A 22,073-nucleotide genomic window follows, 5' to 3' on the forward strand; every position below is an offset into this window, starting at 1 on the left:
TGCTGTGTGTGGAGGAGCGGGGCCGGAGCCCCGGGGTCAGGACTTCCTGCCGCGGGCGGCGAACCGCTGCTGCAGCAGGACGGCGGCGACGATGATCGCGCCCTTCGCGACGGCCTGAGTCGAGGTCGACATGTTGTTCTGCGTGAACACGTTGGTCAGGGTCGTGAAGATGAGGACGCCGAACACGGTGCCGACGATGGTGCCGCGGCCGCCGGCCAGCAGCGTGCCTCCGACGACGACCGCCGCGATGGCGTCGAGCTCGTAGAGGAGGCCGTTGGTCGAGCTGCCGGCGGTGGTGCGGGCGAGCATCATGACGGCGGCGATGCCGGCGGTGAGCCCGGCGAGGCCGTAGACGTACATGGTGTGGCGGCGGACCTTGATGCCGGCGAGGCGGGCCGCCTCGGGGTTGCCGCCGACCGCGATGGTGCGGCGGCCGAAGGTGGTGCGGTTGAGCAGGATCCAGCCGGCGACGGCGACGACCACGAAGATCAGCACGAGCACCGGGATGCCGAGCACGTCGGCGCGGAAGAAGTCGAGGAACGGCGTGACCGTGACGACCTGCGTCTGGCGGTTCGAGATCAGCTCGGCGAAGCCGCGGGCGGCGACGAGCATCGCCAGGGTCGCCATGAAGGCGACGACCCGGCCGTAGGCGATCAGCGCGCCGTTGATCAGGCCGCAGACGAGGCCGACGACGACCGCGGTGAGCACGATCACCAGCCAGGAGGTGTTGGCCGCGTAGTACTGGGTCGAGACCGTGCTCGCCCAGACCGTCGCGAGCCCCATCACGGAGCCGACCGAGAGGTCGATGCCGCCGGAGGTGATGACGAAGGTCATGCCGATGCTCAGCACGCCGATGACGGCGGCGAGGCGGAGGATCGTGAGCACGTTGTCGACGCTGGCGAAGCGCTCCCCCGCGGTCGCGAATCCGACGATGCAGAGGATCACCAGCGCGAGCAGCAGCCCGACGTTGCGGCCGAGGGAGCCCTGCATGAGGCGGGCCATCCCGGAGCGGGAGTCCTTCGAGGGCACGCCCCCGGAGGAGCCTCCCGTCGCGGCCGACGCGTGACGGGCGGCGTCCTCCTGCGGACCGCCGATCGACGGCGACGCGGTGTCGAGCTGTCCGCTCACGCTGCACTTCCTTCCATGACGAGATCGAGCACGCGGTGCTCGTCGATCGAATCGGCCGGGCCCTCGTGGACCACGGCGCCGTCGGAGATCACGAGCACTCGGTCGGAGAGTCCGAGGACCTCGCCGATCTCGCTGGAGACCACGAGCACGGCGGCGCCGTTGGTCGCGAGGTCCCTGATCAGGGTGTAGATCTCGGCCCGTGCGCCGACGTCGACCCCGCGGGTCGGCTCGTCGAGCAGCAGGACGCGGCAGCCGCGCACGAGCCAGCGGGCGAGGAGCGCCTTCTGCTGGTTGCCTCCGGAGAGGGTGCGGGCGTCGCGGTCGACCCCGGAGGGCCGCAGGTCGAGGGAGACCGCCTGCTCGGCCGCCGCCGCGCGCTCGGAGCGCTCGTCGAGGAAGCCGCGCTTGGCGAAGCGGTCGAAGGTCGAGAGGGTGATGTTGCGGTAGACCGGCTCGTCCAGGAGCAGGCCCTGGCTCTTGCGCTCCTCCGGGCAGAGGCCGATGCCGGCGTCGACCGCCGAGGTGACGGATCCGGCGCGCAGGCGCTTGCCCGCCACGCTGACCGTCCCGGTGCTGGCGCGGCGCGCCCCGTAGATGGTCTCGAGGATCTCGGAGCGGCCGGAGCCGACCAGCCCCGCGAGGCCGACGACCTCGCCGGCGCGGATCTCGAGGGAGACGTCCGAGAAGGAGCCCTGCAGGCCCAGCTTCTCGACCTTCAGCAGCGTCTCGGCCTCGACGTCGAGCTCCTGGCGGTCCGGGAAGACGTACTCGACGGCGCGGCCGGTCATCAGGGTGATGAGCTTCGAGGTGGGGGTGTCGGCGACCGCGAGGTTCTGCGCGACGGTCGCGCCGTCCTTGATCACGGTGATCCGGTCGCCGATGGCGCGGATCTCGTCGAGGCGGTGCGAGATGTAGACGATGGCGACGCCGGAGGCGGTGAGCTGGCGCACCACGTGGAAGAGGTTCTCCACCTCCTCGGAGTCGAGCACCGCGGAGGGCTCGTCCATGATGATGACCCGCGCGTCGTGCGAGAGGGCGCGGGCCATCTGCACGATCTGCTTGCCGGCGGCGGAGAGCGTGCCGACCTCGCGGTTCGGCGAGATCTCGGAGTGGCCGAGGCGCTCCATCAGCTCGCGGGTGATCCTCGTGGCCTTCGCCCGGGCGGTGAAGCCGCCGCGGGAGAGCTCGTGGCCGAGGAAGATGTTCTCGGCGACGGAGAGGCCGTCGACGACGTCGAGCTCCTGGTACATCGTCGCGATGCCCAGGGCGAGGGCCGCCGTCGGGGACGGGATCGTGACGACGTTCCCGTCGACGAGGATCTCGCCCTCGGTGGGCTGGTGGGCCCCGGCGAGGGTCTTGATGAGGGTGGACTTGCCGGCGCCGTTCTGGCCGAGGAGGCAGTGCACCTCACCGGGTCGGACATCGAGGTCGACGCCGTCGAGAGCACGGGCGCCGGGGAAGACCTTCACGATGCCGCGCATCTGCAGAAGCAGCTGCTGAGACTCGTCGGAGGTGCGGGGAAGAGGCTGTGCAGCAGTGCTGCGGGGGTCTGCGGTGACCATGCGGATGAAGCTACTTCCACTTACGTCGCGGGTCAAGCAAAAGTTCTGAACCGATTCGAAGGCGGTTCGAGTGATCGCCCAGTCGCCCGGAAGGCTTCCTGCTACCGCGTCAGGGCTGGGATCCGCGGGATTACGCGACATCTGACGGCGGAGGTTGAGACATTCCGTCCGTGATAGAGCGCTCTCCGAACCCTATGAACGCGCTCATGTCCGTGCAGCCCGGGCGCGTCGCCCCGGAGGCGGCCTCGCCGAGCGCGGTAGCGCCCGCGCCCCGACCCGTGGCAGGGTCGTACGGCCGACGAAAGGACGACGATGTCGAACGACCGAGCCCTGCGCGTCGCGATGGTGGGGACCGCCTTCATGGGCCGCACCCACTCGCACGCTTGGCGCACCGCCTCCCGCTTCTTCCCCCTCCCCCTCCGCCCCGAGCTCGCCGTGCTCGTGGGGAGCAACCCCGACTCGACCGCGGAGCGCGCCGAGCGGCTGGGCTGGAGCGAGGCCTCCACCGACTGGCGGGCCGTCATCGCCCGCGACGACATCGACCTCGTCGACATCTGCACCCCGGGCGACACCCACGCCGAGATCGCCATCGCGGCCCTCGAGGCCGGCAAGCACGTGCTGTGCGAGAAGCCCCTGGCCAACTCAGTCGAGGAGGCGGAGCGGATGGTCGCCGCGGCCGCCGCCTCCGGGAAGGTGGCGATGTGCGGCTTCAGCTACCGCCGCACCCCGGCCCTCGCCCTCGCGAAGCGCTTCATCGAGGAGGGCCGCCTCGGCGACATCCGGCACGTGCGCGCCCAGTACCTGCAGGACTGGCTGTCCGACTCCGAGGCGCCGCTGACCTGGCGCCTGCAGAAGGAGCGCGCCGGCTCGGGCGCCCTCGGTGACATCGGCGCGCACAGCATCGACACCGCCCAGTGGCTGACCGGCCGCGGCATCACCTCGGTCTCGGCGACGCTGCGCACCTTCACCACCGAGCGCCCCGTGCTCAGCGAGCAGGTCGGCCTCGGCGGACGTGCCGGTGCCGACGCCCCGCGCGGCGCCGTGACCGTCGACGACGCCGCGGCCTTCACCGCCTCCTTCGAGGGCGGCGCCCTGGGCGTCTTCGAAGCGACCCGCGTCGCGACCGGCCGCCGCAACGCCAACCGGATCGAGGTGAACGGCGAGCTCGGCTCGATCGCGTTCGACTTCGAGCGGATGAACGAGCTCGAGTACTACGACGCCCGCGACCCCGAGGAGGCGCAGGGCTTCCGGCGCATCCAGGTCACCGAGCCGGCGCACCCGTACATGGCGGCCTGGTGGCCGACCGGGCACGGCATCGGCTACGAGCACCTCTTCACCCACCAGGTCGTCGATCTCGTCGAGGCGATCGCCGGCGGCACGGCGGTCACGCCCACGTTCGCCGACGCCCTCGACGTGCAGCGCGTCCTCGACGCGGTGGCCACCAGCGCCGGCGCGTCGTCCGTCTCCACGCCGGTCGCCCGCTGACCCGACCCCTCCCCGCGAGATGCCGCCCCGGTACGCCTCCCCTGCGTGTCGCGTACCCGAGCGGCCTCTCGCGGAGGGGGACGGAGGGCGGGTGCGGGAACGCGTTCGGCGCCGTGCGCCGATCCTGCGCCATAATGCGCCTATGAGCAAGAAGATTGACGCCGCGCATCGCGCGCTGGTAGACGCCCTCGACAAGCACGCCCGACTCGTCTCGGACAAGGAGTCGAAGCCGCGGAAGGTCGAACGGGCGGGAGCCGAGCTCCGCGCCGCGACGAAGGCGTACGCCGCGCTCGTGTCCGCGCGCACCGGCGCCGCGAGCCCCTTCGCCGACCTGGCCGACCCCCGCCTGGACAAGCCGACCATCGCGTCGCTCCGGGCCGAGCGCGACGCGATCGCGAAGCGGATCGCCAAGCACGAGGCGTCGGCGGGCGAGGACGGCGCGCTCGCGAGCTGAGCGTCCGGCGCGGCGCGGTCAGGCGCTGAGCAGCCGTCACAGCACGATCCCGCGGTGAGCGCGCGCCTCCTCTGCCTCCGAGTCGCCGTGTTACGCGCGGGTTCCGCGCGGGTCCGACCGCCTTCGTAAGGTGATCCCCGGGATCCGCGCAGTCGCGGCGCCGAGCGACCGGAGGCCGGTCGCAGCGCCGGCGGTGACCAGCACCGCTCGGTCGGCGCCGAGTGCCCGGATCCTCTCCACGGAAGGATCCCCACAGCCATGACCCTGCGCTCCCGACTCCTCGCGACCTCCGCGATCGCCGCTTCCGCCGCCCTCCTCCTCGCCGGCTGCTCCGGCGCGGGCGGCGGCGACGACACCGTCCGCATCGGCGTGGTCGGCGCGAGCGACCCCTACTGGGCCACCTACGAGAAGGCCGCCGCCGACGCCGGGATCGACGTCGAGATCGTCGACTTCAGCGACTACAACCAGCCCAACCCCGCCCTCACCGAGGGCGAGATCGACCTCAACCAGTTCCAGCACATCGCCTACCTGGCGCAGTACAACACCTCGGCCGACGCCGACCTCGTGCCGATCGGCGCGACCGCGATCTACCCGCTCGGCCTCTACTCCTCGAAGTACGACGACGTCGCGGACATCCCCGCCGGCTCCACCGTCGCGATCCCCAACGACGAGACGAATCAGGCGCGCGCGCTGCTGGTGCTGCAGTCGGCCGGGCTCGTCGAGCTGAAGGACGGCGGCGGAGTGCTCTCGAACGTCGACGACGTCGAATCCTCCTCGAAGGTGGAGGTCACGGCACTGGAGGCCTCCCTCACCCCGACGTCGCTCCCGGACGTGGCCGCCGCGATCATCAACAACGACTTCATCGAGAACGCGGGCCTGAAGGCCTCGGACGCGATCGCCCAGGACGACCCGAGCGACCCCGCCTCCCTGCTCTACACGAACATCTTCGCCGCCCGGGCCGACGACGCCGGGAACGAGACCTACACGAAGCTCGTCTCGATCTACCAGGACAGCCAGGACGTGCTCGACGGCGTCTCGGAGCAGTCCGGCGGCACCGCGGTCTTCCTGAAGACCCCCGCCTCCGAGCTGGAGACCTCGCTCGAGTCCGCCGAGACCGACATCTCCGCCGCCTCCTGACTCCGGCACCCGCGGGACCGCGCCGGTCGGGTCCTCCGCTCGCGGAGCTCCCCAAGGGCGCGGTCCCGCGCCTCCCCCGCAACAGAAAGGGCGCCCCGTGCCGCTCATCCGCATGACCGACGTGCGCAAGGTGTACCCCGGCGCAGGGCGGGGCGCCGCCCCGACCGCGGCCGTCGACGGCGTGAGCCTCGAGATCGAGGCGGGCGACGTCTACGGCGTGATCGGCTACTCCGGCGCCGGCAAGAGCACGCTCGCGCGCCTCGTCAACGCTCTGGAGCCCGCGACCAGCGGCAGCATCGAGATCGACGGCCGCGAGACCGTGGGCCTGCCCGAGCGCGAGCTGCGCCGGCTGCGCCTGGGGATCGGGATGATCTTCCAGCAGTTCAACCTGTTCGGCTCGAAGACCGTGGGGCAGAACGTCGCCTACCCGCTGCAGGTCGCGGGCGTCCCGCGGGCGGAGCAGCGCGCCCGCGTCGACGAGATGCTCCGCTTCGTCGGCCTGAGCGACAAGGCGCGCAGCCACCCGGAGCAGCTCTCGGGCGGGCAGAAGCAGCGCGTCGGCATCGCCCGCGCCCTCGCCGCCTCCCCGCGCATCCTGCTGGCCGACGAGGCCACCAGCGCGCTCGACCCGGACACCACAGGCGAGGTGCTCGCCCTCCTCCGCCGCATCAACGAAGAGCTGGGCGTCACCATCGTCGTGATCACCCACGAGATGGACGTGGTCCAGCAGCTCGCGACGAAGGTCGCGGTGATGGAGTCGGGCCGCATCGTGGAGCGCGGGCCCGTCTTCGACGTGTTCTCGGCCCCGCGCGAGCCGGTCACCCGCCGCTTCGTCTCCACGGTCGTCCGCTCGGTGCCCTCGCCCGCGGAGGCGGCCGTCCTGCGCGCGCGCCACCGCGGTCGGCTGGTCACGCTCTCGTTCTCGGACGACTCCGCCTCCCAGGGCGACGTCTTCGCCGAGGTCGCGGCCGCCGGCGTGCCGCTCGAGCTCGTCTACGGCGGCATCACCGACGTCCGCGGGCGCGCCTTCGGCCACCTCACGGTCGCTCTCGACGCGCCGGACGGCGTCGTCGACCCCCTCCTCGCCCGCCTCGGCGGACGCGTCGCCCTCACGGAGGTGCCCCGATGAACGAGCTGATCCCGCTCCTGCCCAAGCTCGTCCAGGCGACCGGCGAGACGCTCTACATCGTCGCGCTGAGCCTCCTCTTCGGCGGGCTCGGCGGACTGCTGATCGGGCTGGGCCTCGCGCTCACCCGCGGCGGCGCCCTCTACGCGAACCGGGTGGTCTACGGACTGCTCAACGTGATCGTGAACGTGTTCCGGCCGATCCCGTTCATCATCTTCATCGCCGCGGCCCAGCCGCTGGCCCGGCTGGTGGTCGGCTCCGGCATCGGCACGGACGCCATCGTCTTCACCCTCTCGCTCGGCGCCGCCTTCGGCATCGGGCGGATCGTGGAGCAGAACCTGCTGACCGTGCAGCCCGGCGTGATCGAGGCGGCGCGGTCGGTCGGAGCGAGCCGGTTCCGGATCGTCCGCACGGTGCTGCTGCCGGAGGCGCTCGGTCCGCTGATCCTCGGCTACACGTTCGTGTTCGTCGCCGTGATCGACATGTCGGCGGTCGCCGGATACATCGGCGCCGGCGGGCTCGGCAACTTCGCGATCCAGTACGGCTACCGGCAGTTCGAGCCGGTCGTCACCTGGGCCGCGGTGCTCGTGATCATCGTGATCGTGCAGCTGGTGCAGCTGCTCGGCAACGTGCTGGCCCGGCGCGTCCTGCGCCGCTGAGGCCGCCCCCCCGCACGAACGCGAGACGCCACTCCGGTACGCGACACGCAAGGGTCGCTGTACCGGAGTGGCGTCTCGTGGAAGCCCGTGCGCAGAGGCGGGAGCCGTCAGTAGCGCGGCTTGCGCTCCGGGCGCTCGCTCGAGCGGCTCGGGCCGCTGGGGCGTGCGCCGCGGTCGGCGCCGGCGCGGCTCGGACGGCGGTCCGGCTTCAGCTCGATCAGCTGCCCGCTGATGCGGGTGTCGGCGAGGCGGTCGAGCACGTCCTGGGGCAGGTCGGCCGGCAGCTCCACGATCGAGAAGTCCGGGCGGATGTCGATGTGCCCGAAGTCGCCGCGGTTGAGGCCGCCCTCGTTCGCGAGCGCGCCCACGATCTGGCGGGGCTCGACGCGCTGGCGGCGGCCGACCTCGATCCGGTACGAGGCGAGGTTGCTGTTCGCCGGGCGCTGACGGCGCTCGGGACGCTCGCCCCGGTCGAAGCGGTCGCCGCGCTCGGGTCGGTCACCGCGGTCGGGCCGGGAGTCGCGGTCCTCGCGCTCGCGACGGGCGAAGCGGGGGTCGTCGGGCGAGAGCAGCAGCGGCTCCTCGCCCTGCGCGACGATGGCCAGCGCGGCGGCGACGTCCGACTCGACCACGTCGTGGTGCTCGACGTAGTGGCCGATGATGTCGCGGAAGCGCTGCAGGCGCTCGGTGTCGGCGAGCGCCGCGGTGATCGCGTCGTCGAAGCGCGAGAGGCGGGTGACGTTGACGTCCTCGACGCTCGGCATCCGCATCTCGGTCAGCGGCTGGCGGGTTGCCTTCTCGATGGCGGCGAGGAGGCGGCGCTCGCGCGGCGTGACGAAGCTGATCGCCGCTCCGCTGCGCCCCGCGCGGCCGGTGCGGCCGATGCGGTGGACGTACGACTCGGTGTCGATCGGGATGTCGTAGTTGACGACGTGGCTGATGCGCTCGACGTCGAGGCCGCGGGCGGCGACGTCGGTCGCGACGAGGATGTCGAGCTTGCCCGACTTCAGCTGCTCGACGGTGCGCTCGCGCTGGGCCTGGGCCACGTCTCCGCTGATCGCCGCCGCGGTGTAGCCGCGGGCGCGCAGCTTCTCGGCCAGCGTCTCCGTCTCGCTCTTCGTGCGGACGAACACGATCATGCCCTCGAAGTTCTCGACCTCGAGGATGCGGGTGAGGGCGTCGACCTTCTGCGGGTACGACACCATCAGGTAGCGCTGGGTGGTGTTGACGGAGGTCGTGGTCTTGTTCTTGACCGTGATCTCCTCCGGCTCCTTCAGGTACTTGCCGGAGATGCGGCGGATCTGCGCGGGCATCGTCGCCGAGAACAGCGCGATCTGCTTCTCGACGGGGGTGTCGGCGAGGATCGTCTCGACGTCCTCCGCGAAGCCCATCTTGAGCATCTCGTCGGCCTCGTCGAGAACCAGGAACTTCAGCTGCGAGAGGTCGAGGGTGCCCTTCTCGAGGTGGTCCATGATGCGGCCGGGCGTGCCGACGACGACGTGGACGCCGCGGCGGAGCGCGGAGAGCTGGGTGCCGTATCCCTGGCCGCCGTAGACGGGGAGGACGTGGACGCCGCGGAGGCCGGACGCGTAGCGCTCGAACGCCTCGCACACCTGCAGCGCGAGCTCGCGGGTCGGGGCCAGCACGAGGGCCTGCGGCGTCTTCTGCGAGACGTCGAGGCGCGAGAGGATCGGCAGCGCGAACGCCGCGGTCTTGCCGGTGCCGGTCTGGGCGACGCCGAGGACGTCGCGGCCGGAGAGGAGGGACGGGATCGTCGCGGCCTGGATGGCCGAGGGCGTCTCGTAGCCGACCTCCTTGAGGGCCTTGAGGACCGGGTCGGAGAGACCGAGGTCGGAGAAGGTGAGCGTGGGGGCGCTCTCGGAAGCGGTGTCGGCTTCGGGGGCGGAATCGGGGGTATCGGTGGACGCCATGGTGCAACGGTAGTGCTCCGGCGGCGCCGCCGTCCGAGGGAACCCCGAACGCTCGGGCGATCCCGACCCTCCGGAGGCGCCTCGAGCGCCCGTCACGGGGTGAAGTCGAGCAGCACCTTGCTCGAGCGCGGGGCGTCGCGGGCGAGCTCGAAGGCCTCGAGCGCGCGCTCCAGCGGCAGCACCTGCGTGACCACCGGCGCCACCGCGAGGCTCCCGTCGGCGAGCGCCGCCAGCACCTCGTCGATCTCGTCGACGAAGCGGAAGGAGCCGATCAGGCGCAGCTCCCGGGTGATCGCGAGCGAGATCAGGGCCGGCTGCTCGCCCGAGAGGAGGAGTCCCACCATCACAACGGTGCCGCCGCGGGCGGCGCCCCGGACGGCCGAGGCGAGGCCGCGCGGGCTGCCCGAGGACTCGAAGACGACGTCGGCCGCGACCTCGGCGATCGCGTCGGCGTCGGTCGCGCGGATCGTCCGGGTCGCGCCGACCGCGCGGGCGATCGCGAGGGGCTCCTCGGCCAGGTCGACCGCGACGATCTCGGCCGCCCCCGCCCGCTTCAGCACAGCGACGATCAGTGCTCCGATCGGGCCGCTGCCGATCACCAGCGCGCGCCGTCCCGACACCTCCCCCGCGCGGGACACCGCGTGCCAGGCGACGCTCGCCGGCTCCGCGAGCGCCGCCTCCCGGGGCCCGAGACCGGCGGGCAGCTCGCGGAGCATGCGCGCCGGCAGCACCGCGTGGCGGGCGAACGCGCCCTGGGTGTGCGGAATCCGCGCGGCGCTGCCCAGATAGGTGCCCTCGGTCGCGAGGTTGGGGCGCCCGTCGGGCCACTCGCCGCGAGCGGTCGCGGGGTGCACGGCGACGGCCGCGCCGACAGGGGGTCCGGAGCCGTCCGCCGCTGCCTCGACGACCGTGCCGACCACCTCGTGGCCGAGCGTCAGCGGCTCGCGGAGGATCGACTCGCCCGCGGCGCCGTGCGTCCAGTAGTGCAGATCGGAGCCGCAGATCCCGCCGCACGCGACGGCGACGAGGGCCTCGCCGGGGCCGCGCGGCGCGAGCGGCGCCTCCTCGACGCGGAGGTCGCCGGCGGCGTGGACGACGACGCGGGTGGTGGAGGCGGGGACGAGCGCGGTCATTCGGGTTCCGTTCGTGGGTCGAGGGGTGGCTCAGACGACGACGGTCATGCCGCCGTCGATGAAGACGACCTGCCCGTTGACGTAGTCCGAGCCGTCGGAGGCGAGCCAGACGGCGGGGCCGATCAGGTCCTCGACGCGGCCCCAGCGCGTGGCGGGCGTGCGCCCGAGGATCCAGCTGTCGAACTCCTCGTCGTCGACGAGGCCCTGCGTCATCTCCGTGTGGATGTACCCCGGAGCGATCGCATTGACCTGGATGCCGTGCTGCGCCCACTCCGCCGTCATCGCGCGGGTGAGGTTGCGGATCCCGCCCTTCGAGGCGGTGTAGGGCGCGATCGTCGGCCGCGCGAGATCGGCCTGCACCGAGGCGACGTTGACGATCTTCCCGGCGCCGCGCGGGATCATCCGCTTCGCCGCCGCCCGGCCGACCACGAAGGCGCTGGTGAGGTTCGTGCGCAGCACCCGCTCCCAGTCGGCGACCTCGAGCTCGAGCAGGGGCACGCGGTGCTGGACGCCGCGTTGTTGACCAGGATGCGCAGCGGACCCACCGCCTCCTCGATCCAGGCGACGCCCGCCTCGGCGGCCGCGTCGTCGGTGACGTCGGCGGGGAGCGCTCGCGCGCGGAGGCCGGGCCGAGACGTCCCGCTGCGCGCCGGACGCCGGCGAGGGGCGGTGTCTCGGCGAGGGGCGGTGTCTCGGCACTGACGGGCAGCGGGAAGCCGGCGCCTCAGCGCTGCCGGGCGCGTGAGCACGGCAGCTCGGCGGAGAGGCGCCGCGCGAGAGCAGCCTCCGCGCGTCGGCGCAAGGGCCCCCGCTCCGGGCGTCCCCGACCTAGCGTCGGAGGAACGGCATCATCGAGCGAAGGAGCACGACATGGCATCAGGAGTCGCAACGGTCTGGGTCCCCGTCACGGACATGGAGCGGGCGGTCGCGTTCTACCGCGACACGCTCGGCCTCGAGGTCAAGGACACCTCGGACGACTGGTCGGAGCTGGACGCCGGCGGGCTGATGATCGGCCTGAACGCCCGCGAGGCGGCGACGGTCGCGGAGCAGGGCGGGGCGGTCATCTCGTTCCAGCCCGAGGGCTCGATCGAGGACGAGCTGGAGCGCCTCACGGCGCGGGGCGCGTCGATCGAGGGTGAGATCAGCGACCACGAGTGGGGCCGCATCCTCCCCTTCAAGGACTCGGAGGGCAACGACCTCCAGTTCTACTCGCCGCCGCAGAGCTGAGCGGAGGGCCGCCGTCGAGGCGGCCGCGACGAGCGGCGGGCGGGCCGGAGCCGGAGGGCTGCGGTCCGCCCGCCGCTGTGCGTCGCGCGGGCGGTCGTTCCCCGCGCAGGTGCATCGCCCGGCCGGTCCGGTCCTCGGATCGTCTCTCCGCCGTATGTGAAGCCCCACTTACAGCCCTTCTCCGCACCTGAGGTCTTAGGATCAGCTGTCCGCCGCATCTGCGGACCCTTGATCCGGAGGTCCCCGTGCGTCGTCGACTGCTCCCCCTCGTCCCGGCCGCTGCCGCGCTCCTCCTGCTCGCGGGCTGCTCCGCTCCGTCGACCCCCGCCGGCGATGCGGCCACCGGCGGCGCGACGTCCTCGGTCGGCGGCTCCCTCACGGTCTTCGCCGCCGCCTCGCTGAAGGGCGCGTTCACCGAGCTCGCCACGGGGTTCGAGGCCGCCGAGCCCGGCGCGCAGGTCGAGCTCTCCTTCGCCGGCTCCTCCGATCTCGCGTCGCAGATCGTCAACGGCGCCCCGGCCGACGTCTTCGCCTCCGCCGACGAGCGCACGATGTCCACCGTCGCCGAGGCCGGGCTCGTCGACGGGGACCCGGTCGACATCGCCACGAACACGCTCGAGATCGCCGTGCCCCCCGGCAACCCGGCGCAGGTCGCCTCGCTCGCCGACCTCGCCCGGCCCGGGACCGCCACCGTCGTCTGCGCGCCGCAGGTGCCGTGCGGAGCAGCGGCCGCCGCGGTCGAGCAGGCCGCCGGGGTCGACATCTCCCCCGTGAGCGAGGAGTCGTCGGTCACCGACGTGCTCGGCAAGGTGTCCTCGGGCGAAGCGGACGCCGGGCTCGTCTACGCGACCGACGTCCGCGGGGCTGCGGGCTCGGTCACCGGCATCCCCTTCGCTGAGGCCTCGGAGGCGGTGAACACGTACCCGATCGCGGCGCTGACCGGAGCGGGCGACCCGGCCACGGCGGCGGCCTTCGTCGCGTACGTCGCCTCCGACGCCGGGCGCGCGGTGCTCGCGGCGGCCGGGTTCGGAGCACCGTGAGAGGCGTCGCGGCGTCGGAGGAGGCCTGCAGGGCGGTCGGCGGGTCGGTCATAGGAGGGTCGTAGGACGGCCATCGGAGGCGCAGAGCCCCGGCGGCCAGGGTTGCTCGCGACGGACACCACGATCGACGAGGAGCACGACCATGACCCGCATCCCGGAGCCCCGCAGCACGCCCGACGGACCGGCCTACGAGGGCCGCCGGCTCGACCGCCCCGAGGAGGAGGTGGTCGACCAGGGCCTCCCGTTCGACGTGGGGACCCTCTTCTCGCGGCGCGGCGTGCTGACGCTGGTCGGCGCGGGGGCGGCGACCCTCGGGCTCGCAGCGTGCGCCACCGGAGGATCGGGATCCGCCTCCTCCGCCGTCGCGACCGCCGCCGCGACTCCCACCGCGACCGCCACGGCCGGGGCCGGCACCGCGGTCGCCGGCGAGATCCCCGACGAGACGGCCGGCCCCTACCCGGGCGACGGCTCGAACGGGGTCGACGTCCTCGAGCGCTCCGGGATCGTCCGCAGCGACCTGCGGACCAGCATCGGCGGCGGCGCGACGGCCGACGGGGTCCCCCTGGCGCTCACTCTGACGATCCTCGACGCGGCGAGCGGGGGCGTGCCGTTCGCCGGAGCCGCCGTGTACGTCTGGCACTGCGACGCGCACGGGGACTACTCGATGTACTCCAGCGGCGTCGAGGACGAGACGTACCTCCGCGGCGTACAGGTCGCCGACGCGTCGGGCGTCGTCTCCTTCGCCTCGATCGTCCCGGCCTGCTACTCCGGCCGCTGGCCGCACATCCACTTCGAGGTGTACCCGGGGGTGGACTCGATCGCCGACGCGTCGAACGCGATCGCGACCTCGCAGGTCGCCCTGCAGGAGGAGGCGTGCACCGCTGTCTACGCCCTCGACGCGTACGCGGGCTCGGCCGCGAACCTCGCCCGGGTCGGCCTGGACTCCGACTCCGTCTTCGGCGACGAGGGCGGAGCCCTGCAGCTCGCGACGATGTCCGGCAGCCCGGCGTCCGGCTACTCCGCGGCACTCACGGCGAGCGTCGACACCCGCACCGCGCCGACCGCGGGCGCCGCACCTCGCAGCCGCTGAACCCCCGTCCTCCTCCGCGGGACGCCGCCCCGGTCCGCGACACGCCGACGGCGGCGTCCCTAAGCGGCCTCTCGCGAGAGGGGAACGGGCGTCAGCGCAGGAGGCGGCGGGCGACGGCCACGGCGCCGAGGGCGGCGAGGACCCAGGGACCGCCGACGAGCAGCGGGTCAAGGATCTGGCGGCGCACGTCGGTCCGGCCGCGGCGCGAGGCGATCGGGTGCGCGTGCACCTCGGCGAGCACACCGGTCTCGGTGATCGGATCGTCCGGCCGGGTCGTGAGCAGCGAGCGGAGGTGCGCCCCGGTCGACTCCACCCGGTCGCCCAGCACGAGCAGCAGCCAGTGCGCGTGGCGGCCCTCGCTGAACCGGTCGTAGGCGTAGCGGCGGATCGCGCCCGAGATCCCGTGGAGGGGCTGCGCCGTGCCGAAGACGGCGGGCAGCTCGAGGTGCTCGATGCTCTTCTCGCGACGGCCGTGCGTCCGCATCCTCTCCGGACGCTCCCAGTGCGCGCCCGAGACGAGGTCGCTGCGCTCGCGGGGGAAGGCGGGCCGGTCGGCGGGATCGAGGTCGGCGCCCCAGCCCGGGATGCGGGCACGCAGCTCCTCGGCGGTCGGCACGCGGACGGGGCGGTCGGCGGTGTACGGCACGGGATCCTCCTACGGGACGACGACGGTCTTGATGCAGCCGTCGAGCTTGGACGAGAACAGGTGGTACCCCTCGGCGATGTGCTCGAGCGGGATGCGGTGCGTGATCAGGTCGCTGGGCGTGATGTGCCCGGCACGGATGTGCTCGAACAGGCGCGGCCACTGCCGGGTGACGGGGGCCTGGTTCATCCGCAGCGTGAGGCCCTTGTTGACGGCGTCGCCGAACTTGACGGCGCTCGCGAGCGGCCCGTAGGCACCCATCACCGAGACGGTGCCGCCCTTCCGGACGCCGTCGATCGCCCAGTTGAGCGCGATCGGCGAGCCGCCCTGCAGCTTGAGTTTGGCGCCGGTGACGTGCTGGAGGAGGTTCCCGTCGGCCTCCGCCCCGACCGCATCGATCACGACGTCGGCGCCGAGACCGCCGGTGGTCTTCTTGAGGGTGACGATGAGGTCGTCCTCCTCGGTGTAGTCGATGGTCTACGCGAAGGCGAACTCGCGGGCCTTGGCGAGGCGGTAGTCGATCTGGTCGACGACGATGACGCGGCCGGCGCCCATCAGCCAGGCGGACCGCGCGGCGGCCAGGCCGACCGGTCCGGCTCCGAGCACCACGACCGTGTCGCCCTCGACGATGTCGCCGAGCTGCGCGCCGAAGTAGCCGGTCGAGAAGGCGTCGGTGAGCATCAGGGCGTCCTCGTGCGGCAGCCACTCGGGGATCCTCGTCGGGCCCACGTCGGCGAACGGGACGCGCACGTACTCCGCCTGCCCGCCGTCGTAGCCGCCCGCCGAGTGCGAGTAGCCGTAGATGCCGCCGATCGCGGTGGCGTTCGGATTCACGTTGTGGCGGTTGGAGTAGAGGCCGCGGGAGCAGAACCAGCAGGAGCCGCAGTAGACGGTGAAGGGGACCATCACCGTGTCGCCGACGCTGAGGTTCTGCACCGACGAGCCGACCTCGTCGACCACGCCGATGAACTCGTGGCCGAAGGTGTGGCCGATCCGGGTGTCCGGGAGCAGCCCGTGGTAGAGGTGCAGATCGGATCCGCAGATCGCCGCCATCGTCACCCGGACGATCGCGTCGTTCGGGTGCTCGATCCTCGGCCGGTCCTTCTCCTTCACGCGGACCTTGTAGGGGCCCCGGTAGACCATCGCGCGCATGCCGCCTCCTGTGTCGTCGTCCCTTCAGCGTGCGTCGTGCTCCCGCCGGTCCTCCAGGGGGTTGCGCGCGCGGCCCGGGATCCCCAGCGCCCGTTCCTCCGCGTTCCTCTCCTCCCTCTCCGCGAGATGCCGTGCAGGTACGCGGCGCGCCGGAGGAGGCGCACCGCGGCGGCGCCTCGTGGAGAGGAGACGGACACGGCACAGCCTCAACCGCGGACGTAGGATCGACTCCATGCCGCAGATACGGATCAGGGACGCCGCCGCCGCGCTCGGCGTGAGCGACGACACGCTGCGGCGCTGGATCGAGAACGGGACGCTCGAGAGCGCGAAGGACGCGTCCGGGAGACGCGTCGTCGACGGCCTCGAGGTCGCCCGGCTCGCCCGCGCGAACGCCGTGCTGCCGGAGGATCCGTGCCCGGTCGCGCGCTCGGCCCGCAACCGCTTCGTCGGGATCGTCACCGGCATCGTGATGGACACCGTGATGGCGCAGGTCGAGCTGCAGTGCGGTCCCCACCGCGTGGTCTCGCTGATGAGCAGCGAAGCGGTCCGCGAGCTCGGGCTCGAGCCCGGGTCGCCCGCGGTGGCGGTGGTCAAGGCGACCACGGTCATCGTCGAGACGCCGCTCGCCCGCGGCTGATGCGCACCGGGTCCGGCCTGCCGCGCTGGGTCGTGGCCGTCGCCGCGCTCGGCGCCCTGCTGGTGCTGCTCCCGCTCGCCGCGATCCTCGCCCGCGTCGACTGGCCGCAGTTCCTGCCGCTGATCACCTCCGACTCCTCCGTCGCCGCGCTCCTGCTGAGCCTGCGCACCTCCGCCGTCGCCACTCTGCTGTGCCTGCTGCTCGGCAGCCCGATGGCCCTCGTGCTCGCCCGCACGGCCTTCCCCGGCCAGCGGCTGCTCCGCTCGCTGGTGCTGCTGCCGCTGGTGCTGCCGCCGGTGGTCGGCGGGCTGGCGCTGCTCTTCACCTTCGGGCGGATGGGCCTCCTCGGCGGCGCGCTGGAGGCCCTCGGCGTCCGCATCGCGTTCTCGACCACCGCCGTCGTGATCGCGCAGACCTTCGTGGCCCTGCCGTTCCTGGTGCTGACGCTCGAGGGCGCGCTGCGCAGCGCCGGCGCGCGGTACGAGTCGGTCGCCGCGACGCTCGGCGCCTCCCCCGGTACGGTGCTCCGGCGGATCACGCTGCCGCTGATCCTGCCGGGCCTCGCCTCGGGCGCGATCCTCTCGTTCGCGCGGGCGCTCGGCGAGTTCGGAGCGACGCTGACCTTCGCCGGCAGCCTCGAGGGCACGACGCGCACCCTCCCGCTCGAGATCTACCTGCAGCGCGAGAGCGATCCGGACGCGGCGGTCGCCCTCGCGCTGGTGCTCGTGGTGGTCGCGGTGCTCGTGATCGGTCTCGCGCACGGCCGCTCCGCCCGGGGGGTGCCGCGGTGAGCCTGCTGCTGGAGGCGCGGCTCGCGGCGCGCGGGATCGACGTGCGGATCGACGTGGCCGAGGGCGAGACGATCGCGCTGCTCGGGCCCAACGGCGCGGGCAAGTCGACCGTGCTCGAGCTGATCGCCGGCCTCGTCCGTGCCGACTCCGGGCGGGCGACCGCCGGCGGCGAGCTGCTCTTCGATGACCGCCGGTGGACTCCTCCGCACCGGCGCCCCGTCGCCCTGCTGGCGCAGGATCCGCTGCTGTTCCCGCACCTCAGCGTGCGCGAGAACGCGGCGTTCGGTCCGCGCAGCGCCGGCGCCGGGCGGGCGCGGTCCCGCGAGCGGGCGGAGCGCGAGCTGGCCGCCGCGGGCGTGGCCGACCTGGCCGACCGGCGCCCGGGGAGCCTCTCCGGCGGCCAGGCGCAGCGGGTCGCCCTCGCCCGGGCCCTCGCGACCGACCCGCGCCTCCTGCTGCTCGACGAGCCGCTGGCCGCGGTCGACGCCCGGACCGCCCCGGTCCTCCGCCGGATGCTCCGCGAGGTGCTCGCCGACCGCTCGGCGATCGTGGTCACCCACGACGTGCTCGACGCCTGGACCCTCGCCGACCGGGTTCTGGTGCTGCACGGCGGCCGGGTGGTCGAGGAGGGGCCGACCGCCCGCGTCCTCACGCGCCCGCGCACCGAATTCACCGCCGAGCTCGCCGGGCTCGAGCTGCTCGAGGGCGTCCGCACCGCGACGGGTCTGCGCACCGCCGACGGGCACGAGCTGTCCGGAGTCGCGGCCGAGCCGGTCGCGGTCGGCGCCGCGGTGCTCGCCGCGGTCCGTCCCTCCGCCGTCTCCGTCGGAGAGGGAGGCCTCCGCGCCATGATCACTGACGTGGAGCAGCGGGGAGACGCGGTGCGGGTGCGCAGCGCGCTCCTGACCGCCGACGTCCCGGCGGCCGACGCGGCGCGCCTCGACCTCGCGCCCGGCCGCGAGGCAGGCTTCACCGTCGCTCCGCAGGATCTGCTGGTCTACCCGGCGTGAGGGGCGGGCACGAGGAGACGGCTCGCCATCCGGCATGAATCCGTCCCTCGGACCGCCCTGTGCTCGACGCGAGGGACGGCGAGAGCGCCGGTGCCGCTACTCCGCCCGTCCACCGTCCCCGCCGGGCGCCGCGCCGGACAGCGGGAGCCGCGCCCGCAGCCGCGCCCCCGCGAGCACGGGCGAGTCCGAGAGCTCCAGCGAGCCCCCGTAGACCGCGAGCTGCCGCTCCAGCCGCGCCAGGCCCGAGCGCGTCGACCCCTCGACGAGTCCGCGGCCGTCGTCGTCGAGGGTGAGCACCACGACGCCCGCCTCCTCGTCGCCGCGCACCCGCAGCGAGGAGGCGCCGCCGTGCTTCAGCGCGTTGGTGACCGCCTCCTCCAGGAACCGGACCAGGAGCATCCGCTGGTCGAGCGGCGGCTCGGCACCCTCGGCGGCGAGCGCCGGGATGCGGCCGAGGTCGAGGTCGACCGCGATCTCGGGAGGGAGGCGCGCGACGAGGTCGCGGACGGCGGGGACCAGGCCGTGGTCGATCTCGACCGGGTAGAGGGCGTGGCCGACCGCGCGCACCTCGTTCTCGCGGAGCCGGTCGAGCCGGGCGGCGATGGCGAGCAGCCGCTCCGAGGCCGCCTCGTCGGATGCGCTCGCGACCGCGTGCAGCTCGGCGGTCAGCACCACGAGTCCGTTCTGGAGGCCGCCGTGCAGGCTCTGCGCGACGTCGCGCCGCACCCGCAGCTCCTCCCGCTGCAGGGCCTGCACCGCCTCGAGCGCCTGCACGGAGGCGCGGGCGTGCTCCCGCTCCTTCTCGCGCACGCGCCGTGCCGCGCGCACGAGCAGGTAGCCGTAGGCGGTGATCAGCGCGATCACCGTGGATCCGACGACCAGCTCGACCGCGAGAGCGGGGAGTGCCGAGAGCGGGTAGACGCCGGTCAGCACCTGGAGGCAGCAGCGGACGAGTCCCATCCCCATGGCGATGACCGCCGTTCGAGCCACGCGGGCGCCGCCGGTCGAGCGCTCGGGACGCAGCACCGCGACCAGGGCGATCGCGAGCCCGATCGTCGCCACGTTGACCAGGACGCGCGTCGTCACGTCGAGCAGCGGCCCCGGATCGACGCCCCGCAGCGTCCGCGACAGCATCCCGAGCGCGAAGACGGCCTGGAGCGCGGCCAGCAGCGAGAGCACGCCGCCCAGGAGGGCCATCGCTCCGAGGACGATGCGGTTGTCCTCGCGCGCGTCGCGCGGGCCGGCGCTCATCCGGTGTGCTCGAGGAAGAGGAGCGTCGCGTCGACCCTCGGGTTGCGCTCGCCGTCCGAGCGGACGCCGAGGGCCGCGTAGACGGCGTTGACGTGGTTGTCGACCGAGCGGACCGCGATGCCGAGGCGCTCGCCGATCGCGGCGTTGGTCAGCCCCGATGCGAGGCCGGAGAGCACCTCGTACTGGCGCGGGCTCAGTGCGGCGACCGGGGCGTCGCGGCGGGCCGCGCGGGCGGCGACCAGCGCCGGGTCGAGCACGGTGCGGCCGTCCGCCGTCGCGCGGACGGAGGCGAGCAGCGCGGGGGCGGAGAGAGAGGAGGTCTTCGAGAGGTAGCTCCAGCCGCGGGCCTCGGCGCGGTCGAGGCGGAGGAAGCGGTGCATCGCGTCGACGGCCGAGAGCAGGACGATGCCCAGCCCGGGCGCGGTGGACCGCAGCCGGCGCCCGAGCTCGATGCCGTCCCCGTCGCCGAGCTCGATGTCGAGGATCGCCACGTCGAGCTCCGCGGGCCGCAGCACCGACCGCGCCTCCGTGGCGGATCCGGCCTCCACGACGCTCCGCACGCCCGGCGCCGCGCGCAGCAGCGACGACAGCATGTGCCGGTAGAGGGGCTGGTCGTCGACGACGGCCAGCCTGAGCTCCGGAACGCCCCCCGCGGATGTCATCCGCCCATCTTCACCCATGCTCCGGAGGTCCAGGCGTCCCTCGACCGGGGGTCGTCGCGCGGAGATCCGCGTCAGCGCGGGGGCGGCGGCGGGGATCTCGACCGACACGGTCGGAGCGGTCGCCACGGCCGTTGCGGCGTCGACGGCGGTGGGCGCGGAGTCGCCAGCGGCTGCGGAAGCGGCGGAGTCGTCCGATCCGCTGCCCTCGACCGCGGTGCCGGCGGAGGCCGCGTCCGTCTCCGTCTCGGCCCGGGCCGCACGGCGCTCGGCCTCGCGGGCCTCGCGCCGGGTCAGGGGTGCAGTGGTCGGGGTGCCGGCACTCTCCTCAGGGGTGGGAATGCCTGGCTTCGACACGCGTGCGTTCTCCTCGGATGACGGTGGTGACGGGGGGTCGGGGGCCGGTGGGGATCCGGCGACGAGCCACTCTAGCCCGAGGCCCGCGCAAAACGGAACGATCACGACGGATCCGGCTCGGATGCTCCGACCGCTCGCGCCCGCGCGGTGCCAGGATGGGGCGCAACCGGGAAGGAGCTCCTCATGACCGCACCCACCCCCACCGGGCCCGTCCTCGTCGGCATCGTCGACGGCCAGCGACCCGAGGTCCTGCGCACCGCCGCCCGCGTCGCCGCCGACGCCGGAGCCGCCCTGCTGCTCGTGTCCGTCTCGGCCGATCCGTACCTCGTCGGCGAGTACGTCGATCCGATGACCGGCGGCATCCCGCTCGGCTTCGTCGGCGCCGCGGCCGACCGCGGCGAGGGCCCGTCCCTCCCGCCCGGGCTCCGCGAGACGGTCGAGCACGAGCTGGACGGCAGCACCGTGCAGTGGTCGCTGCGCGCGGCGCGGGGCGAGCCCGCCCTGGCGCTCGCCGAGGTCGCCGAGGAGGTCGACGCGCGGATGATCGTGGTCGGCACCCGCGACGCGGGCGTGCTCGCGAGCATCGCCGAGTTCCTCAGCGGGAGCGTCGCCGCCCACCTCGCGCACCGCCAGCACCGCCCCGTGCTCGTCGTCCCGCGCGCCGACCGCGACCCGTCGCGCCCGGCGCCCTGGGACCTCGCGGAGTGACGCGACCCCTCCACCTGCGCCCCTCCGCGATCCTCCTCGTCGCGGCGGGCGGAGCCGTCGGCACGGCTGCGCGCGCCGCGATCGGCGCCGCACTGCCCCCGCTGGGCGTCGTGCCGGTCGCGACGCTCGCCGTGAACCTGCCGGGCGCGTTCCTCCTGGGCCTCCTGCTCGAGGCGCTGGCACGGCGCGGGCCGGACGAGGGCGGGCGCCGCACCCTGCGCCTCCTGCTCGGCACCGGCGTGCTGGGCGGATTCACGACCTACAGCACCTTCTCGCTCGACATGGTCGCGCTGCTCGAGGGCGGCCACGTCGTGGAGTACCTGCTCTACACCGGCGGCACGCTCGTGCTGGGCGTGCTCGCCGCGGCGCTGGGCATCGCTGTCGCGGGGCGGCGGCGGAGGGCGGCGGCGTGACGCCCGGCCTGCTGCTCGCGGTCGCTCTCGCGGGCGGAGTCGGAGCGGCCGCACGGCTCGTCGTCGACGGGGTCGCGCGGTCGCTCGTGCCGGCGCGCTGGCCGGTCGGCACCGCGCTGATCAACGTGAGCGGGTCGCTGCTGCTCGGAGTCGTCACCGGGCTCGTGCTGGCCGGCGTCCTCGACCCGGTGTGGCGGGCCGTGCTCGGGACGGGCGTGCTCGGCGGCTTCACGACGTTCAGCACGGCGAGCGTCGAGACCGCGCGGCTCTTGCTCGACCGCCGCTGGGCGGCCGGCCTGGGGTACGGCGTCGGCACGGCGGCGCTCGCCGTCGCGGCGGCCGCCGCGGGCCTCGCCCTGACGGGCGTCCGGCTGTCCTGAGCGGCGTGGCGGGCGCTCCGGAGCGGCGTGCGGAGCAGCGACGACAGCATGTGCCGGTAGAGGGGCTGGTCGTCGACGACGGCCAGCCTGAGCTCCGGAA

At 73.7% G+C, this 22,073-nt stretch carries 21 protein-coding genes and 2 pseudogenes; 14 read left to right on the plus strand and 9 right to left on the minus strand.

Annotated features, from left to right (window positions below; all coding sequences use genetic code 11):
• Window positions 1–36 precede the first annotated feature (36 nt).
• Window positions 37–1,002, minus strand: coding sequence for an ABC transporter permease (locus tag C5B93_RS12915; RefSeq protein WP_104222491.1), 966 nt, complete (start codon window positions 1,000–1,002; stop codon window positions 37–39).
• Window positions 1,003–1,124: 122 nt separating this feature from the next.
• Window positions 1,125–2,609: a sugar ABC transporter ATP-binding protein gene (locus C5B93_RS12920; protein WP_208543410.1), complete on the minus strand. Its 1,485-nt coding sequence runs from the start codon at window positions 2,607–2,609 to the stop codon at window positions 1,125–1,127.
• Between the two features lie 393 nt (window positions 2,610–3,002).
• On the opposite strand from C5B93_RS12920, the gene C5B93_RS12925 reads away from it, so the two are divergent.
• From C5B93_RS12925 to C5B93_RS12945, 5 genes are all read left to right on the plus strand, one after another.
• Complete coding sequence (locus tag C5B93_RS12925; protein WP_104226598.1) at window positions 3,003–4,175, plus strand: Gfo/Idh/MocA family protein; 1,173 nt, start codon at window positions 3,003–3,005, stop codon at window positions 4,173–4,175.
• A 142-nt stretch (window positions 4,176–4,317) separates the two neighbouring features.
• Window positions 4,318–4,629 carry a hypothetical protein gene (locus tag C5B93_RS12930; protein WP_104233529.1) on the plus strand — a complete coding sequence of 104 codons (312 nt, stop codon included), beginning with the start codon at window positions 4,318–4,320 and terminating at the stop codon, window positions 4,627–4,629.
• A 258-nt stretch (window positions 4,630–4,887) separates the two neighbouring features.
• Window positions 4,888–5,766, plus strand: a complete 879-nt coding sequence (locus C5B93_RS12935; protein WP_104292629.1) for a MetQ/NlpA family ABC transporter substrate-binding protein — start codon at window positions 4,888–4,890, stop codon at window positions 5,764–5,766.
• A 97-nt stretch (window positions 5,767–5,863) separates the two neighbouring features.
• Window positions 5,864–6,895: a methionine ABC transporter ATP-binding protein gene (locus C5B93_RS12940; protein ID WP_258066478.1), complete on the plus strand. Its 1,032-nt coding sequence runs from the start codon at window positions 5,864–5,866 to the stop codon at window positions 6,893–6,895.
• The gene (locus C5B93_RS12945; protein WP_104237942.1) at window positions 6,892–7,551 is read left to right on the plus strand and encodes a methionine ABC transporter permease; all 660 of its coding nucleotides are present in this window, start codon (window positions 6,892–6,894) and stop codon (window positions 7,549–7,551) included. Before C5B93_RS12940 ends, C5B93_RS12945 begins: the two co-directional genes overlap by 4 nt.
• A gap of 107 nt (window positions 7,552–7,658) precedes the next feature.
• On the opposite strand, the gene C5B93_RS12950 is transcribed toward C5B93_RS12945, so the two are convergent.
• The 3 genes and pseudogenes from C5B93_RS12950 to C5B93_RS12960 all read right to left on the minus strand — a co-directional run.
• A complete protein-coding gene (locus C5B93_RS12950; RefSeq protein ID WP_104292630.1) occupies window positions 7,659–9,482 on the minus strand; it encodes a DEAD/DEAH box helicase in 1,824 nt (607 codons plus the stop codon).
• Between the two features lie 92 nt (window positions 9,483–9,574).
• Window positions 9,575–10,615 (minus strand): L-idonate 5-dehydrogenase, encoded by a 1,041-nt coding sequence (locus C5B93_RS12955; protein WP_104292631.1) that lies wholly within the window; start codon window positions 10,613–10,615, stop codon window positions 9,575–9,577.
• A gap of 30 nt (window positions 10,616–10,645) precedes the next feature.
• Window positions 10,646–11,217 (minus strand): annotated as a pseudogene (locus tag C5B93_RS12960) (SDR family oxidoreductase); the annotation flags it as partial.
• A 268-nt stretch (window positions 11,218–11,485) separates the two neighbouring features.
• Between C5B93_RS12960 and C5B93_RS12965 the strand changes: the two are divergent.
• From C5B93_RS12965 to C5B93_RS12975, 3 genes are all read left to right on the plus strand, one after another.
• Window positions 11,486–11,842, plus strand: a complete 357-nt coding sequence (locus C5B93_RS12965) for a VOC family protein (RefSeq protein ID WP_104292632.1) — start codon at window positions 11,486–11,488, stop codon at window positions 11,840–11,842.
• A gap of 245 nt (window positions 11,843–12,087) precedes the next feature.
• Window positions 12,088–12,882, plus strand: coding sequence for a molybdate ABC transporter substrate-binding protein (gene modA, locus C5B93_RS12970; protein WP_104292633.1), 795 nt, complete (start codon window positions 12,088–12,090; stop codon window positions 12,880–12,882).
• 142 nt (window positions 12,883–13,024) lie between these two features.
• Entirely contained in the window at window positions 13,025–13,972 is a 948-nt protein-coding gene (locus C5B93_RS12975; RefSeq protein ID WP_104292634.1) for an intradiol ring-cleavage dioxygenase, read from the plus strand.
• Window positions 13,973–14,063: 91 nt separating this feature from the next.
• On the opposite strand, the gene C5B93_RS12980 is transcribed toward C5B93_RS12975, so the two are convergent.
• Window positions 14,064–14,618, minus strand: a complete 555-nt coding sequence (locus C5B93_RS12980; RefSeq protein WP_104292635.1) for a hypothetical protein — start codon at window positions 14,616–14,618, stop codon at window positions 14,064–14,066.
• 9 nt (window positions 14,619–14,627) lie between these two features.
• Window positions 14,628–15,767 (minus strand): annotated as a pseudogene (locus C5B93_RS12985) (zinc-dependent alcohol dehydrogenase).
• Window positions 15,768–15,999: 232 nt separating this feature from the next.
• On the opposite strand from C5B93_RS12985, the gene C5B93_RS12990 reads away from it, so the two are divergent.
• The 3 genes from C5B93_RS12990 to C5B93_RS13000 are packed head-to-tail and all read left to right on the plus strand — an operon-like array spanning window position 16,000 to window position 18,205.
• Window positions 16,000–16,404, plus strand: coding sequence for a molybdopterin-binding protein (locus C5B93_RS12990; RefSeq protein WP_104292636.1), 405 nt, complete (start codon window positions 16,000–16,002; stop codon window positions 16,402–16,404).
• Entirely contained in the window at window positions 16,404–17,195 is a 792-nt protein-coding gene (locus C5B93_RS12995) for an ABC transporter permease (RefSeq protein WP_104292637.1), read from the plus strand. Before C5B93_RS12990 ends, C5B93_RS12995 begins: the two co-directional genes overlap by 1 nt.
• A complete protein-coding gene (locus C5B93_RS13000) occupies window positions 17,192–18,205 on the plus strand; it encodes a sulfate/molybdate ABC transporter ATP-binding protein (RefSeq protein ID WP_104292638.1) in 1,014 nt (337 codons plus the stop codon). Before C5B93_RS12995 ends, C5B93_RS13000 begins: the two co-directional genes overlap by 4 nt.
• 96 nt (window positions 18,206–18,301) lie before the next feature.
• Here C5B93_RS13000 and C5B93_RS13005 read toward each other — a convergent pair whose 3' ends face one another.
• Complete coding sequence (locus C5B93_RS13005; protein ID WP_104292639.1) at window positions 18,302–19,456, minus strand: sensor histidine kinase; 1,155 nt, start codon at window positions 19,454–19,456, stop codon at window positions 18,302–18,304.
• Window positions 19,453–20,472: a response regulator transcription factor gene (locus tag C5B93_RS13010; protein WP_258068226.1), complete on the minus strand. Its 1,020-nt coding sequence runs from the start codon at window positions 20,470–20,472 to the stop codon at window positions 19,453–19,455. Before C5B93_RS13010 ends, C5B93_RS13005 begins: the two co-directional genes overlap by 4 nt.
• A gap of 183 nt (window positions 20,473–20,655) precedes the next feature.
• Here C5B93_RS13010 and C5B93_RS17305 point away from each other — a divergent pair, with 183 nt between their 5' ends.
• Genes C5B93_RS17305 through C5B93_RS13020 form a run of 3 tightly spaced genes read left to right on the plus strand, consistent with a single transcriptional unit; the run spans window position 20,656 to window position 21,973 of the window.
• Entirely contained in the window at window positions 20,656–21,180 is a 525-nt protein-coding gene (locus C5B93_RS17305; protein ID WP_104239244.1) for a universal stress protein, read from the plus strand.
• The gene (locus C5B93_RS17310; RefSeq protein ID WP_219814043.1) at window positions 21,177–21,593 is read left to right on the plus strand and encodes a CrcB family protein; all 417 of its coding nucleotides are present in this window, start codon (window positions 21,177–21,179) and stop codon (window positions 21,591–21,593) included. The genes C5B93_RS17305 and C5B93_RS17310 overlap by 4 nt, the downstream gene beginning before the upstream one ends.
• Window positions 21,590–21,973 carry a CrcB family protein gene (locus C5B93_RS13020; protein WP_104226584.1) on the plus strand — a complete coding sequence of 128 codons (384 nt, stop codon included), beginning with the start codon at window positions 21,590–21,592 and terminating at the stop codon, window positions 21,971–21,973. Before C5B93_RS17310 ends, C5B93_RS13020 begins: the two co-directional genes overlap by 4 nt.
• Window positions 21,974–22,073: the final 100 nt, after the last annotated feature.

Source organism: Rathayibacter sp. AY1A2, from assembly GCF_002930935.1.
In the GTDB taxonomy this organism is placed as follows: Bacteria; Actinomycetota; Actinomycetes; order Actinomycetales; family Microbacteriaceae; genus Rathayibacter.

Excerpts from the sequence above, each read along its gene's own strand:
- C5B93_RS12955 (WP_104292631.1), bottom strand. The coding sequence starts at position 10,615 with ATGACCGCGCTCGTCCCCGCCTCCACCACCCGCGTCGTCGTCCACGCC.
- C5B93_RS12945 (WP_104237942.1), top strand. The coding sequence starts at position 6,892 with ATGAACGAGCTGATCCCGCTCCTGCCCAAGCTCGTCCAGGCGACCGGC.
- C5B93_RS13005 (WP_104292639.1), bottom strand. The coding sequence starts at position 19,456 with ATGAGCGCCGGCCCGCGCGACGCGCGCGAGGACAACCGCATCGTCCTC.
- C5B93_RS12995 (WP_104292637.1), top strand. The coding sequence starts at position 16,404 with ATGCGCACCGGGTCCGGCCTGCCGCGCTGGGTCGTGGCCGTCGCCGCG.
- C5B93_RS12975 (WP_104292634.1), top strand. The coding sequence starts at position 13,025 with ATGACCCGCATCCCGGAGCCCCGCAGCACGCCCGACGGACCGGCCTAC.
- C5B93_RS12965 (WP_104292632.1), top strand. The coding sequence starts at position 11,486 with ATGGCATCAGGAGTCGCAACGGTCTGGGTCCCCGTCACGGACATGGAG.
- C5B93_RS12915 (WP_104222491.1), bottom strand. The coding sequence starts at position 1,002 with ATGGCCCGCCTCATGCAGGGCTCCCTCGGCCGCAACGTCGGGCTGCTG.
- C5B93_RS17305 (WP_104239244.1), top strand. The coding sequence starts at position 20,656 with ATGACCGCACCCACCCCCACCGGGCCCGTCCTCGTCGGCATCGTCGAC.
- C5B93_RS12920 (WP_208543410.1), bottom strand. The coding sequence starts at position 2,609 with ATGCGCGGCATCGTGAAGGTCTTCCCCGGCGCCCGTGCTCTCGACGGC.
- C5B93_RS12935 (WP_104292629.1), top strand. The coding sequence starts at position 4,888 with ATGACCCTGCGCTCCCGACTCCTCGCGACCTCCGCGATCGCCGCTTCC.
- C5B93_RS12925 (WP_104226598.1), top strand. The coding sequence starts at position 3,003 with ATGTCGAACGACCGAGCCCTGCGCGTCGCGATGGTGGGGACCGCCTTC.
- C5B93_RS12950 (WP_104292630.1), bottom strand. The coding sequence starts at position 9,482 with ATGGCGTCCACCGATACCCCCGATTCCGCCCCCGAAGCCGACACCGCT.
- C5B93_RS12990 (WP_104292636.1), top strand. The coding sequence starts at position 16,000 with ATGCCGCAGATACGGATCAGGGACGCCGCCGCCGCGCTCGGCGTGAGC.
- C5B93_RS12930 (WP_104233529.1), top strand. The coding sequence starts at position 4,318 with ATGAGCAAGAAGATTGACGCCGCGCATCGCGCGCTGGTAGACGCCCTC.